Raw genomic sequence first — 13,785 nt, 5'->3', positions numbered from 1 at the left:
AATTTTATGAAGAATAATAAATACAATTCGCAATCAGGAATTAGAGCGCAACAGAAACAGCGAACTCGGCGTTCTTTGATTGATGCTGCTTTTAATCAATTGAATTCTGAACAGGGATTTGCGAGTTTAAGTCTTCGAGAAGTGGCAAGAGAAGCGGGTATTGCACCCACTTCTTTTTATCGCCATTTTCGGGATATGGATGAATTAGGCTTAGCTATGGTTGATGAAAGTGGTCTGACATTACGTCAACTTATGCGACAAGCACGTAAACGCATTGAAAGTGGTGGTAGTGTATTACAAACCTCTGTCACAACATTTATAGAATTTATCGATAAAAATCCGAAAGTTTTTTTATTGTTATTACGTGAGCGAGCCGGTACTTCAGCCGCATTCCGTTCAGCGATTGCGCGAGAAATCCAACATTTTATTGTTGAGCTAACAGACTATCTAAATAATGCCAATAATATGCCGAATTATTTTAACGAGGCACAAGCTAAAGCGATGGTTACAATTGTTTTTAATTCTGGTGCAGATGCGATTGATTTTGAGCCAGAACAGAAACAACAGTTAATTGATAGTTTGATCTTTCAATTAAGAATGGTAACTCGTGGCGCTAATTATTTATATCGCCGTGATTTATTAGAGAAAAAAATAATCGATTAGTCTGTTGTGGCTGGAAAGTAAATAATTCGTTTTGTTTGAAATTAAGTCAATTTGTATTTATAAAAAAGAGCGATAATTTATCGCTCTTTCAATTAAATTTATGAATTAAAAGACCCACAAAAAGTCTTTATCTTCATCGGTAGATGAAACCTGATCAATATTAGCTTGATATAATAGTTCCGCTTTACTTGCTTCTTCAAATAAGCCTAGCTCAACGTAAGCATTCTTCATTAAATTAATTCCTCGTCTAGTAGCATCAGTATCGGAATAATCTTCTAACATTTTAGTTACACGATTTACAACGGCAACATAAGCACCACGTTCATCATAGTATTGCGCAACTTTTAATTGATAATTAGCTAAACGATTTTTCAAAGCAACCAGTCTTTTTTCCGCGTCGTAACTATAAGGACTATTCGGATAGCTAGCAATTAGATAATTAAAATCTTTAAATGCTGCAACAGCAAAGGAATAGTCACGGTCGGATCGGTTAACATTAAACCAGCTTTGAATTTGATTATCATCTTGTGCCATATTAGATAAACCACGCAGGTAAATTACCCAATCAATGTTTGAATTAGTCGGATTGAGCTTAATAAAACGATCGATTGAGGCTATCGTAATGGGGTAATCATTAGATTTGTAATAGGCATAAATTAAATCTAATTGAACTTGTTGAGAATATGGACCAAAAGGAAAGGATTTATCCATTTCTTCTAAAACAGCGATACTAGTTCGGATATTACCGTTTTCTAACTCCTGCTGTGCTTTAGTAAATAGTTCTTTTTCCGGAACATTTTCAAAATTAGGTTTTGACGATGTACAACCAAATAACAGACCAGTGATCGAAACAACTAAAAGATATTTAAGGTACAATTTCATTCAATATTTAATCCGTTTTTACCATTTGTATGTTTTTATGCCATAAAAAGCAAAAATAAACATTAACATTAACCCATTTAAGGGTATATGATACTCTAATTTATCGTTGCTTAAAACACCCCCAATAGAGGAAACTCTACTTTAGAGATTAAATTGTAAACAAATTATGTTAGAAAACTCATTAAATAGACTAGAACTAATGGTGGAAATTCAACCACATCAATTAGGTATGCGATTGGATCAAGCCTTAGCCGAGATTTTATCACAATATTCACGTTCAAGAATTAAAACTTGGATTTTAGATGGTCATGTTCAAGTAAATGGAACTGTAATGGATAAACCCAAAGAGCGTGTATTGGGTGGCGAAAAGATACGAATTGATACAGTTATTGAGGAAGAAGTCAATCATCAGGCTGAAAATATCCCTTTAAATATTGTTTATGAGGATGATGCCATTTTGGTTATAAATAAACCACGTGATTTAGTGGTACATCCTGGTGCAGGTAACCCGAATGGAACGATTCTTAATGCGTTACTCTATCATTATCCTGATATTGCTAATGTGCCCAGAGCTGGAATTGTCCATCGTTTAGATAAAGATACAACTGGTTTAATGGTTGTGGCTAAAACAATTGAAGCTCAAACACGATTAGTTGAATCACTCCAATTACGTGAAATTACGCGTGAATATGAGGCCGTAGCAATGGGAATTATTACCGCGGGTGGGACAGTAGATGAACCAATTACTCGTCATCCAACTAAACGTACGCATATGGCTGTGTTTCCAACAGGAAAACCTGCTGTAACGCATTATCGTGTTATGGAGCGATATCGGTTGCATACTCGATTAAGACTACGTTTAGAAACGGGTCGTACGCATCAAATCCGAGTGCATATGGCACATATCGCTCATCCTTTAATAGGTGATCCATTGTATGGCGGGCGACCACGTCCACCGAAAGGTGCAAGTCAAGAATTTATGCAAGTTTTACGCAATTTTGACCGACAAGCACTGCATGCCACTATGTTACGTCTGTTTCATCCGATCACTGGTGAGCAAATGCAATGGGATGCTCCCATTCCGGAAGATATGCAACAACTCATAAAAGTATTACAAGATGATACTAAACAACATCAGGATGAATTAGATTGGTAATGATATGAAATGTATTTATCCAAACTGGCCAGCACCTAGAAATATTCGCGCATTAACGACAACACGTTTGCATGGTGTAAGTGAAGTACCATATAAGTCGATGAATCTGGCTAATCATGTTGGTGATGATGAAGCGGCTGTTATGGCGAATCGGCAACTTATTTGTCAACGAGAAGCTTTGCCTCAAATGCCCGTTTGGTTAAATCAAATTCACAGTACAGACGTTGTTGATATTTCCAATGTTCGAACATCTCGACAGCCGTTTAATGCCGATGCTTCGTATACAAATACGATGAAAACGGTTTGTGCGGTATTAACGGCTGATTGTTTACCGGTTTTATTTTGTTCATTATCTGGTGATGAAGTTGCAGCTTCCCACGCTGGTTGGCGTGGGCTATGTGGGGGAATACTCGAAAATACAATAAAACACTTCCACTGCGATCCCTCACAGATAATGGCTTGGCTGGGTCCGGCAATTGGAGCGCAAGTATTTGAAGTCGGCATCGAAGTCAAACAGCAATTTGAATTGTATGACCCTGATGCATCTAGCGCATTTCAACTCATTAATCCTCATGAGCAGAAATACTTGGCAGATCTTTATTTATTAGCTAAGCAACGATTAAATCGATTAGGTATTTCGCAGATTTATGGGGGAGAATACTGTACTTATCAACAAAATGATCTATTTTTTTCATATAGACGCGAAAAAAAGACTGGTCGTATAGCATCAATGATTTGGATTGAATAAGCATATCGAATCGCAAAATATACTTATTAAACAGCGTTAGTCTTATCTGTAATTTAAAATGTGAATGATTTAGAATAATTATTTGTACTTTCTACAATTAATTAATACTAAATTTTGCCTTTATCTGTAAATTATCTAATTTTCCAAAAATAACTCTAATAATGAATTAAGGAACAAATGACCTTTTTCAGTTAAATACCAATAGTCTTGATCCTCTGTCAGGTAACCATTTTTAATCGCTTGATGAATCGGTTTTTCTATTACCGGTAAAGTTAAATTTGTTCGTTCGATAAATTGCTGTTTGCTAGCTGCTTCATGTAAACGAAACTGATTCATAAAAAATTCAAAAGGTATTTCGTCTATTGGTACAGTATAGGTTTTTTCTGAATAACGTCCTTCCATATAACCTTTAGGATGACGGGTTTTTATCGTGCGTATTATCTTTCCATCTGGTTGAGTCAATTTTCCATGAGCACCACAGCCAATTCCTAAATAATCACCAAAATGCCAATAATTTAAGTTATGCTTACATTGATAACCGGGTTTAGCATAAGCAGAAGTTTCATATTGTTGATAACCATTTTCGATTAAGAGTTGATGTCCTTGTTGATAGATATCCCATAGACAATCTTCATCCGGTAAAATAGGTGGCTTTGAGCCAAAAAGCGTATTAGGTTCAATAGTTAATTGATACCATGATAAATGAGGAGGATTTATCTCTATGGCTCGTTTTAAATCTAATAAAGCATCTTGGCAGGACTGATTAGGTAAACCATGCATCAAATCCAAATTAAAACTATTAATCTTTAATTCTTTAGCCAAGTTCGCAGCTTTAATTGCTTCGTCAGGGCTATGTACGCGACCTAATTGAATTAATTTTTCTGCTTGGAAACTCTGGATACCTATAGATATACGATTAACACCGGCTAAGATATAACCGGCAAAGCGGTCGGCTTCAACGGAATTTGGATTTGCCTCAATAGTTATTTCAATATCAGATTCAAAAGGAATAATATTTTGGATTTCTTTTAACAAATGAGCAATAAGATCAGCCGAAAACAAACTTGGTGTTCCACCACCTATGAATATCGAATGAATACTTCGACCATTAGTCAATTTAAGATCTTGCTTTAGATCACAAAGTAAATGCTCTATATATTGAGTATAATCCGGTCCATGCTTAATATTATGAGAATTGAAATCGCAATAGGGGCATTTTTGTACACACCAAGGTGTATGAATATAGAGACTTAACGGAATAACCACATCAATTAATCAAAGAAACAAATGTAAAATTGGTTCATGAGTATAGCAAATATTTGTTTTTTTTAAATAGCTAAATTCTAAATTACTTTCAATAATAAGCGCTAAGTTATAAGAAGAATTTTCCATCGTAAAAAAGAGTAACCGGCTATATTTAATCCTAAAGTTTGTTAGTACGTTTTATTATTTTGATTATGATAACGCTAAAATAGCTTTAGGGATGACATGTTTTTATTTACAATAATTCTTTTAAAATTGATAACATGTAAAATATGCGATTAGATAAATTTTTAGCCCATCATTTGGGAATTAGTCGAACTTTAGTTGCTAAAGAACTTAGAGCCGGTCATGTAACAATTAACGGTGAAATAACCAAATCTGGAGCATTACAAATCAGCACAGATGATGTCATAAAATATCAAGATAATTTGTTAGAACACATTACCAGTAAACGTTATTTTATGTTACATAAGCCTCAAGGTTATGTCTGTTCTACTGAAGATCCTGATCATCCGACTATTCTATATTTTATTGACGAGCCAATGGCGGATAAACTTCATTCAGCAGGGCGCCTAGATTTGGATACAACAGGCTTAGTTTTGCTAACGGATGATGGTCAATGGTCTCATATTATTACATCGCCAAAACGCCACTGTGAAAAAGTCTACTTAGTTGAATTGGCACGGCCATTATCTGCTAGTTTGGTCTCAGTGTTTAAGCATGGTATCCAATTAAAGAATGAAAAAGGACTAACTAAACCAGCTGACTTAGAAATTATTGATGATTTTCATGCTCGTCTAACTATTAGTGAAGGTAAATATCATCAAGTAAAACGTATGTTTGCAGCGGTAGATAATCATGTAATTTCCCTACATCGTGAACAAATTGGTCATTTAAAATTAGATATTGCTTTAGGCGAATACCGTCCATTAACAACCGAAGAGGTTAATAAATTTTTAACTTCTCCAAATTAAGTTATCTTAATTAAGTAACCATGATACAGCCAGTTTAAAAACTGGCTGTATATAATATTAATTCAAATAGTTAATGATATTATCAATAATTACTTATCTAGCAAATAATACTTACTAATCCACGTTATTCTCTTATCTTTTGAAGTTAATTAGTTGAAAGTAAAAAGTAAAATAACTATCATTTTTGACTTTTTTGTGGTAAAAAGTGGGGAAATGTGGCATAAAAAATAAAAATAATAATTTATTGATTTTATTAAGATAAATAATTTTCAATTTTATCGGGATAAGATATGTTTAGTGGTGCAACTTCCGTCAGCTTAGATAGCAAGGGTCGTTTGGCGATCCCCACGCGCTATCGTGAAAAAATGTTGGAAGGAATGGTGTGTACTATTGGACTACATGATCCCTGCCTGATGCTTTATCCAATGGAAGAATGGGTTTTAATAGAGCAGAAACTTGCTAAATTATCCACAATGAATGAAGTTGAACGACGTATCGTCAGATTGTTGCTTGGTCACGCTTCAGAATGCGTGATGGATAATTCTGGAAGAATATTAATTGTTAATTCATTGCGACAATACGCCCAGTTGGACAAAAATATTATGTTTGTTGGACAATCAAATAAATTTGAAATTTGGGACGAAGCAAGATGGCATCAGCAAATTGAAGACGATATTGCAATAATTTCCAATGATTTCACGAATTTATCTGAGAATCTTAAAAATTTAACTATTTAATATTTACTATTTAGTAGGCAAAATGAACGTTGAGCAGCACAGTTTCCAACATACCACCGTATTATTAAATGAGTCGATAGATGCATTAGCTATTAAGTCTGATGGCATTTATGTTGATGGTACATTTGGTCGAGGAGGTCATTCTCGTCTTATTCTTAAACACTTAGGCGTGAATGGACGTTTAATTGCGATAGACCGTGATCCACAAGCTATTGAAGATTCAAGGCTTATAAAAGATGACCGTTTTAGTATTATACATGGTGAGTTTTCCAATGTAGCTCAATATATTGCAGAGTTAGGTCTAACCGGTAAAGTTGATGGTTTTTTGTTAGATTTAGGGGTTTCTTCTCCTCAACTTGACGACGCTAATCGAGGATTTTCTTTTATGCGTGACGGACCTTTAGATATGCGAATGGATGTAACTAAAGGGATCTCGGCCAGTGAATGGTTAATGCAAAGTAATGAAGAAGATATCGCGTGGGTTTTGAAAACTTTTGGAGAAGAACGTTTTGCCAAACGAATAGCTAAAGCAATTGTTTTGCAAAATAAACAATCTCCCATAACACGTACGTTAGAATTGGCATCATTGATTGAAAAAGTTAGTCCAATAAAAGAGCGTCATAAGCATCCAGCAACACGTAGTTTCCAAGCCATTCGTATTTACATTAATAGTGAATTAGAAGAGGTTGAAGTTGCATTAAAATCAAGTTTAGAAATCTTAGCTAAACAGGGACGATTAGCGGTCATTAGTTTTCATTCGTTAGAAGATCGTATTGTAAAACAATTTATTGCCAAACAAAGCAAAGGACCTGAATTACCGCCGGGATTGCCTTTAACAGAAGAACAAATTAAACACTATGGTGGTAGTGCTTTAAAATCGCTAGGGAAAGTTAAACCGACACTGGATGAGATTAAATACAATCCTCGTTCAAGAAGTGCGATTTTACGAATTGCTAAGCGGGTATAATGAACCAACCAGTTAAAAATCGTTTTAGCTTAGTTAAGTCAATTATTGATGATTTATTTAAATATCAAAAATTATCATTAATATTATTTGGGTTAGTTATAATTTCTGCCTTTTTGGTTTTATTAACAACTCAACAAACACGAAAACAGGTGATCTATCAAGAACAATTAACCTTAGAGCGTGATGTATTAGAAAGTGAATGGCGCAATTTAATCATTGAAGAAAATGTGCTTGCTGATCCAAAACGAATTGAATCAAAAGCCTACCATTTAGGAATGCAGTATGTACAACCTAAAATAGATGAAACAATTATTGTCATAAAGAAATAGTGATGAAAGTATTCAAAAATTTTACCATAACGAATAAACCTTTTGAAAAATGGCGTTTTTATGTCGTTTATGGTGTTATTTTTATTGCTTTGCTTGCGTTATTAATCCAACTTGCATATTTACAACTTGTTGATGCTGACAAATTAATTGCTGAAGGCAATAAACGGTCTTTGCGTTATCAAAATGTTTATGTACCAAGAGCAATGATACTAGATCGCAATGAAAGAGCATTAGCCGTAAGTGTGCCGATGTACGATGTTTGGGCTGATCCAAAAATAGTAAAACAAGCGGGTGGCGTTGATGTATCAGATATTAAATGGCAGGAATTGGCGAAAAGTGTATCGCTTTCGGTTGATGAATTAGAACATAAATTAGACCAACCAAAATTGCGTTTTGTGCCGTTGAGTAAACAAATCTCTCCGACACAAGCGGATTATTTAAAAGCTTTAAAATTATCTGGCATTAATTTCAATAAGACTTCTAAGCGTTTTTACCCATTAGGTAGCAGTGTAGCCCAATTAATAGGTTTAACAAATGTAGATAATGGTATTGAAAGTGGTGTAGAAGGTATTGAAAAAAGTTATAACGAATTACTGATAGGTGAAGCTGGTCAACGCGTCATTCGCCGGGATCGATTTGGTCGAGTAATTGAAAAAATACAGCATATTGATGGTGAAGCTGCCAATGACTTGGTTTTAAGCATAGATGAACGTTTACAATCGTTAATTTTTAGCGAACTTGATCTAGCTGTTAAATTCAATAAAGCAGATAGCGGAACGGCAGTATTAATTGATATCAATACAGGGGAGGTGTTGGCTATGGTCACTAATCCATCTTATAACCCAAATAATCGCTCACGAATTGATTCAAGTTTACTTAGAAATCGCGCCGTCACAGATGCTTTTGAACCCGGTTCAACAGTTAAACCGTTAGTAGTGATGGCAGCGTTAGAAAAGAAAATAGCTGATTTAAATACTATTATTGATACTCGCCCTTTTTATCTGAATCATTATGAAGTTAAAGATGTTTCTTACCAAAAAGCACTAAATTTGGCTGGTATATTAGAAAAATCGAGTAATGTCGGAGTCAGTAAATTAGCATTAAAAATGCGTCCGGAAGATTTAGTTGAGTTTTATTCCCGTTTTGGATTAGGTCAATCAACAGGGTTGGGAATAGGTGGTGAATCAAGTGGTTCTATTTCGGCCAATCGAACAAAATGGTTGGATATAGAAAGAGCGACTTATGCCTTTGGCTATGGATTAATGGTGACCCCATTACAGCTAGCTCGAGCTTATGCCACAATTGGCAATTACGGTATCTACAAACCAATATCAATTTTAAAAGTGACCGAACCTGTTGAGGGAAAACGCGTAGTATCGGAATCCATAGCCAAAACCGTAATAAAATTAATGGAAGCTGTGGCTGTTACAGGTGGGGGTGTTAAAGCGTCGGTGCCTGATTATAGTGTTGCAGTAAAAACAGGAACAGCAAAAAAGTTAGGACCAAATGGCAAATATATTAATGAATATATTGCATATACAGCCGGTATCGCACCGGCTTCAAAACCAAGATACTCATTAGTCGTAATCATTGATAATCCTAAAGCAGGACAATATTATGGCGGTACGGTTTCGGCACCCGTTTTTAGTCGAATTATGAGTGGTGTTTTAAGAACGATGAATATTGCTCCTGACCGTAAACAAGATAGCAAACAAATTAATTACTGAAAAAAATATATTAGTAAGTTTATTAAATTAGGTATTTTATTTAGTAAAAGGCTAATTGATAGAAAAATCGTATCTATTTACAAAGTTTAATTACAATAATTGTATTTTGTAAAAAAATAAACGAATTAATTATTGCTTGTAATGGTAGTTTTTACTTAAGATATAGCGTTTTTTTGGTTATAGAGTTATGTGATACCGATAAAATGCGATTAAATCATCTTAAAATATAGGATGGTCAAATTGATGAATATTTTTAAAACGAAGCTCAACTATAAAGTGGTTTACCGATTTATTACGAGTAATGTTAATTTTACAATGGATAATAATTAAGATATGGCTTATTATAATCTTCAAAGATTAATTGATTATTTCAATATTAGCTTAGATGAAGATGGATTAGATACCCAAAATAAAGGGCATATCCAACATCTTAGAATTGATAGCCGTTTGGTTGAATCGGATGACCTTTTTATTGCGTTGAAAGGTCATACAGTCGACGGTTGTCAGTTTATTCCTCAGGCCATTGAAGCTGGCGCAATTGCGGTATTAGTTGAAACTGACAATTGCCAACAACATCGGCAAGTTGATTATTATTCATTTCAACACCGAAAAATACCGTTATTCTATATTTTTGAATTATCCAAACAATTATCGGCTTTTGCGAATCATTTCTATGATTATCCCTCAGAAAAAATGCCAGTTATTGGTATAACTGGAACAAATGGAAAAACGACAATTAGCCATTTAGTTGCTCAATGGGCTACGCTATTAAATTATAAAAGTGCTATGTTAGGGACGTTAGGCAATGGTATTTATAATCAGTTAGAACCATCCGTTAATACAACATCTTCACCAGTAGAAATACAGTCCTATTTGGCTGATTTTTATAAACAAAATGTAAAACTTGTTGCAATGGAAGTATCCTCTCACGGATTAGTTCAAAATCGAGTAAAAGACATTACTTTTGCAGCTTCACTATTTACAAATTTAAGTCGTGATCATTTAGATTTTCACAACACTATGCAAGCTTATCAACAAGCTAAATGGTCATTATTTACGCCAAATAAAGCTGAGAGTGCTGTAAAAAGTACCGGTAAAAGAATAATTAACTTTGATGATCATGTCGGTCAACAGTGGATTACCATACTTGATGAAGTCATAGTAGTATCTGCGAAACCTGAGAATTTGGCGGAGATTAAAACTCTCAAGCAACCCTATGTTGGTGTTTCACATTTAACTTATCATGATAAAGGGGTCAACATTAGTCTTGAGTCAAGCTATGGCAGTGCTCAGTTTAACAGTGCGTTGTATGGTGCTTTTAATGTTTCCAACCTATTATTAGCTTTTAGCGCATTAATCGCATTAGATTATTCCTTTGATGATCTTATTAAAACTGTTGAACAGCTATTACCAGTATGTGGTCGGATGGAGATTTTCTCAGCTCCCGATAAAGCGACAGTCGTCATTGATTATGCCCATACTCCAGATGCGTTAGATAAGGCGTTAGCTGCTGTAAAAGATCATTGCCATGGCGCTTTATGGGTAATTTTTGGGTGTGGCGGTGATAGAGATAAAGGTAAACGCCCACTTATGGCAAAAATTGCAGAATATTATTCTGATCATGTTATTGTTGCTAATGATAATCCTCGCACGGAAGATCAAGATGCCATCATTGCGGATATACATCAGGGGTTTATTCAACCAGATAAAACTGTTGTTATTAAAGATAGACAACAAGCAATCCATTATGCGATAGCGCATTCAAATACCAACGATATCATTGTCGTTGCTGGGAAAGGTCATGAAGATTACCAAATTATTGGTAAACAAAAACATCATTATTCTGACCGCGAAACCGTATGTCAAATTTTGGGAATTGCCCTATGATGAAATTAACTATTGAAAAACTGCAAAAAATTGTTGATGGTCAGTTAATTGCAATAACTGATCGTGATGTTTTAATTAAAGACATTATTATTGATTCAAGAAAGATAACTGCTGGTGCACTTTTTGTAGCGTTAGCGGGTGAAAAATTTGATGGTCATCAGTTTGTAAAACAAAGTTTTAATGCTGGTGCATTACTAGCATTAGTTGAGCATCCTATTGATAGTACGTTACCGCAGATAGTGGTAAGGAGTACTCATCGTGCTTTAGGCCTTATCGCTAAATGGTTTCGGGAACAATCTCAAGCCCAATTTATTGCTTTAACTGGCTCCTCCGGTAAAACTTCAGTCAAGGAAATGACGGCAACGATTTTAGCTGAATGTGGACCAACTTTATTCACGCAAGGTAATTATAACAATGATATTGGTGTTCCTTTAACTTTATTTCGCTTATCTGAACAGGATAAATTTGCCGTTATTGAATTAGGTGCTAATCATATTGGTGAAATTAGTTATACAACGGAAATTGTTAAACCTCACATAGCGTTAATTAATAATATTACAGCCGCTCATTTAGAAGGATTTGGTTCATTAGCCGGTGTGGCACAAGCAAAAGGTGAAATTTTTAGTGGTTTAACCGAAAAAGGTATTGCCATAATTAATTTAGATAGCTTTTCGCAAAATTGGTTTGAGCTAATCAAGGATCATTTATTGTATACCTTCGCATTAGATAATTCTAAAGCAGATTTTTATGCTAAATCAGTCAATCAACATGAAGGTACTCATTTCATTTTGCATACGCCTAATGGTGAAATAGATATTAATCTACCGGTCATGGGATTACATAACGTAACTAATGCGCTTGCTGCTGCAGCATTAGCCACTTCGGCGGGTGCAAGTTTAAATGATATTAAAGTAGGGTTGGAGAAAGTTAAAGCTGTCAAAGGTCGGCTCTATCCCATCAGATTGAATGATAACCAACTTATTTTAGATGATTCTTATAATGCTAATGTTGGTTCTATGACCGCGGCTATTCATGTATTAGCTGACCAGAAAGGCTATCGAGTGTTAGTTGTTGGTGACATGGCAGAATTAGGTTCAGAAGCCGAACAATTACATAAAAAAGTTGGTCAAGAAGCAAAAAATGCAAAAATTGATTGTGTTATCAGTGTCGGGAATAACAGTGCTTTAATTAGTCAATTTAGTGAAGTTGGTCACCACTTTAATTGTAAACATGAAGTTAATTCATATTTACAGCAGCTATTAAAGGAAAAGCAATGTGCGACTGTACTAATTAAAGGTTCTCGCAGTGCAAAAATGGAAGAAATTATTGAAAATATTTTAAATAATCAGGAATAGATTATGTTAGCTTGTCTTTTTAATTATTTAGTTAAATATATATCGTTTTTTCATGTGTTTTCTTACTTAACCGTAAGAGCAATTTTTGCCTTATTAACGGCATTAATTATTTCAATGTTGATGGGACAAAAAGTAATAGATTGGTTACAGAAATTGCAAATTGGGCAGGTAGTTCGTAATGATGGACCTGAAAGCCATTTAAGTAAAAAGGGTACGCCAACTATGGGGGGAATATTAATTGTTTCCTCAATTATGATTTCAGTATTGCTATGGGCTGAATTATCAAATCCTTATGTTTGGGTTACTTTATTCGTTTTAGGCGGCTTTGCCTTGGTTGGTTTTGCTGATGATTATCTAAAAGTTGTACGTAAAAATCCGAGAGGTTTAATTGCACGCTGGAAATATTTTTGGCAATCAGTAATAGCCTTAATGGTTGCTTTTGGTCTTTATATTTATGGAAAAGATACACCAGTTACGGCGTTAGTTGTACCATTTTTTAAAGATGTAATGCCACAATTAGGGTTATTTTATATTATTTTTACCTATTTTGTGATTGTAGGTTCAGGTAATGCTGTCAATTTAACCGACGGGTTAGATGGTTTAGCTATCATGCCTACTGTTTTTGTAGCGGGTGGTTTTGCTATTGTTTCTTGGACAACAGGTAATGTTAATTTTGCCGAATATTTAAATATACCTTATATTCGCTATAGTGGTGAATTAATGATTGTCTGCATGGCAATAGTTGGCGCTGGTTTAGGTTTTCTGTGGTTTAATACCTATCCGGCAATGGTCTTTATGGGGGATGTCGGTTCATTAGCTTTAGGTGGCGTATTAGGCATTATCGCGGTCTTATTAAGACAAGAATTCTTATTAGTAATAATGGGCGGTATTTTTGTTATTGAAACGTTATCCGTTATTTTACAAGTTGGCTCTTTCAAATTAAGAGGTAAACGCATTTTCCGTATGGCTCCAATTCATCATCATTACGAATTAAAGGGGTGGCCGGAACCAAGGGTTATTGTTCGATTTTGGATTATTTCTTTGATGCTAGTATTAATTGGATTAGTGACACTGAAATTACGTTAAAAACTAGATTA

General features: G+C 34.7%; 13 protein-coding genes. 11 read left to right on the top strand and 2 right to left on the bottom strand.

Annotation, left to right across the window (positions count from 1 at the left end; genetic code table 11):
* Positions 1-6 precede the first annotated feature (6 nt).
* Positions 7-663, top strand: a complete 657-nt coding sequence (gene fabR / locus FPB0191_RS08545) for an HTH-type transcriptional repressor FabR (protein ID WP_039105343.1) — start codon at positions 7-9, stop codon at positions 661-663.
* Positions 664-768: 105 nt separating this feature from the next.
* Here the strand turns inward: fabR and bamD are convergent, their stop codons facing one another.
* On the bottom strand, positions 769-1,545 hold the full coding sequence (gene bamD / locus FPB0191_RS08540) for an outer membrane protein assembly factor BamD (protein WP_082018293.1): 777 nt from the start codon (positions 1,543-1,545) through the stop codon (positions 769-771).
* 166 nt (positions 1,546-1,711) lie between these two features.
* On the opposite strand from bamD, the gene rluD reads away from it, so the two are divergent.
* On the top strand, positions 1,712-2,701 hold the full coding sequence (gene rluD, locus FPB0191_RS08535) for a 23S rRNA pseudouridine(1911/1915/1917) synthase RluD (protein WP_052236891.1): 990 nt from the start codon (positions 1,712-1,714) through the stop codon (positions 2,699-2,701).
* A gap of 4 nt (positions 2,702-2,705) precedes the next feature.
* Positions 2,706-3,449: a peptidoglycan editing factor PgeF gene (pgeF, locus tag FPB0191_RS08530; RefSeq protein ID WP_039105341.1), complete on the top strand. Its 744-nt coding sequence runs from the start codon at positions 2,706-2,708 to the stop codon at positions 3,447-3,449.
* Positions 3,450-3,584: 135 nt separating this feature from the next.
* Here the strand turns inward: pgeF and hemW are convergent, their stop codons facing one another.
* Complete coding sequence (hemW, locus tag FPB0191_RS08525) at positions 3,585-4,715, bottom strand: radical SAM family heme chaperone HemW (RefSeq protein ID WP_202965329.1); 1,131 nt, start codon at positions 4,713-4,715, stop codon at positions 3,585-3,587.
* A gap of 269 nt (positions 4,716-4,984) precedes the next feature.
* On the opposite strand from hemW, the gene rsuA reads away from it, so the two are divergent.
* The 8 genes from rsuA to mraY all read left to right on the top strand — a co-directional run bounded on the left by rsuA (position 4,985) and on the right by mraY (position 13,774).
* On the top strand, positions 4,985-5,686 hold the full coding sequence (gene rsuA, locus FPB0191_RS08520) for a 16S rRNA pseudouridine(516) synthase RsuA (protein WP_039105337.1): 702 nt from the start codon (positions 4,985-4,987) through the stop codon (positions 5,684-5,686).
* A gap of 290 nt (positions 5,687-5,976) precedes the next feature.
* Positions 5,977-6,423 (top strand): division/cell wall cluster transcriptional repressor MraZ, encoded by a 447-nt coding sequence (gene mraZ, locus FPB0191_RS08515; protein WP_039105336.1) that lies wholly within the window; start codon positions 5,977-5,979, stop codon positions 6,421-6,423.
* Between the two features lie 22 nt (positions 6,424-6,445).
* Positions 6,446-7,390: a 16S rRNA (cytosine(1402)-N(4))-methyltransferase RsmH gene (gene rsmH / locus FPB0191_RS08510; RefSeq protein WP_039105335.1), complete on the top strand. Its 945-nt coding sequence runs from the start codon at positions 6,446-6,448 to the stop codon at positions 7,388-7,390.
* Positions 7,390-7,719 carry a cell division protein FtsL gene (gene ftsL / locus FPB0191_RS08505; RefSeq protein ID WP_039105333.1) on the top strand — a complete coding sequence of 110 codons (330 nt, stop codon included), beginning with the start codon at positions 7,390-7,392 and terminating at the stop codon, positions 7,717-7,719. Before rsmH ends, ftsL begins: the two co-directional genes overlap by 1 nt.
* A 2-nt stretch (positions 7,720-7,721) precedes the next feature.
* Positions 7,722-9,446, top strand: coding sequence for a peptidoglycan glycosyltransferase FtsI (gene ftsI / locus FPB0191_RS08500; protein ID WP_052236890.1), 1,725 nt, complete (start codon positions 7,722-7,724; stop codon positions 9,444-9,446).
* Positions 9,447-9,779: 333 nt separating this feature from the next.
* Positions 9,780-11,333: a UDP-N-acetylmuramoyl-L-alanyl-D-glutamate--2,6-diaminopimelate ligase gene (gene murE, locus FPB0191_RS08495; RefSeq protein ID WP_039105332.1), complete on the top strand. Its 1,554-nt coding sequence runs from the start codon at positions 9,780-9,782 to the stop codon at positions 11,331-11,333.
* Complete coding sequence (gene murF, locus FPB0191_RS08490; RefSeq protein WP_039105330.1) at positions 11,330-12,688, top strand: UDP-N-acetylmuramoyl-tripeptide--D-alanyl-D-alanine ligase; 1,359 nt, start codon at positions 11,330-11,332, stop codon at positions 12,686-12,688. Before murE ends, murF begins: the two co-directional genes overlap by 4 nt.
* Before the next feature lie 3 nt (positions 12,689-12,691).
* Positions 12,692-13,774: a phospho-N-acetylmuramoyl-pentapeptide-transferase gene (gene mraY, locus FPB0191_RS08485; protein WP_039105329.1), complete on the top strand. Its 1,083-nt coding sequence runs from the start codon at positions 12,692-12,694 to the stop codon at positions 13,772-13,774.
* Positions 13,775-13,785 lie beyond the last annotated feature (11 nt).

This window comes from Frischella perrara (genome assembly GCF_000807275.1).
Taxonomy (GTDB): domain Bacteria; phylum Pseudomonadota; class Gammaproteobacteria; order Enterobacterales; family Orbaceae; genus Frischella; species Frischella perrara.
Note: the sequence above shows the minus strand (reverse complement) of the source record. Positions and strands in the feature narration are given on the sequence as shown.

What these genes read in the sequence shown, in the direction of transcription:
- bamD (WP_082018293.1), bottom strand. Translation starts at nt 1,545, where the DNA reads ATGAAATTGTACCTTAAATATCTTTTAGTTGTTTCGATCACTGGTCTG.
- mraZ (WP_039105336.1), top strand. Translation starts at nt 5,977, where the DNA reads ATGTTTAGTGGTGCAACTTCCGTCAGCTTAGATAGCAAGGGTCGTTTG.
- murE (WP_039105332.1), top strand. Translation starts at nt 9,780, where the DNA reads ATGGCTTATTATAATCTTCAAAGATTAATTGATTATTTCAATATTAGC.
- rsmH (WP_039105335.1), top strand. Translation starts at nt 6,446, where the DNA reads ATGAACGTTGAGCAGCACAGTTTCCAACATACCACCGTATTATTAAAT.
- ftsI (WP_052236890.1), top strand. Translation starts at nt 7,722, where the DNA reads ATGAAAGTATTCAAAAATTTTACCATAACGAATAAACCTTTTGAAAAA.
- fabR (WP_039105343.1), top strand. Translation starts at nt 7, where the DNA reads ATGAAGAATAATAAATACAATTCGCAATCAGGAATTAGAGCGCAACAG.
- ftsL (WP_039105333.1), top strand. Translation starts at nt 7,390, where the DNA reads ATGAACCAACCAGTTAAAAATCGTTTTAGCTTAGTTAAGTCAATTATT.
- rsuA (WP_039105337.1), top strand. Translation starts at nt 4,985, where the DNA reads ATGCGATTAGATAAATTTTTAGCCCATCATTTGGGAATTAGTCGAACT.
- murF (WP_039105330.1), top strand. Translation starts at nt 11,330, where the DNA reads ATGATGAAATTAACTATTGAAAAACTGCAAAAAATTGTTGATGGTCAG.
- rluD (WP_052236891.1), top strand. Translation starts at nt 1,712, where the DNA reads ATGTTAGAAAACTCATTAAATAGACTAGAACTAATGGTGGAAATTCAA.
- mraY (WP_039105329.1), top strand. Translation starts at nt 12,692, where the DNA reads ATGTTAGCTTGTCTTTTTAATTATTTAGTTAAATATATATCGTTTTTT.
- pgeF (WP_039105341.1), top strand. Translation starts at nt 2,706, where the DNA reads ATGAAATGTATTTATCCAAACTGGCCAGCACCTAGAAATATTCGCGCA.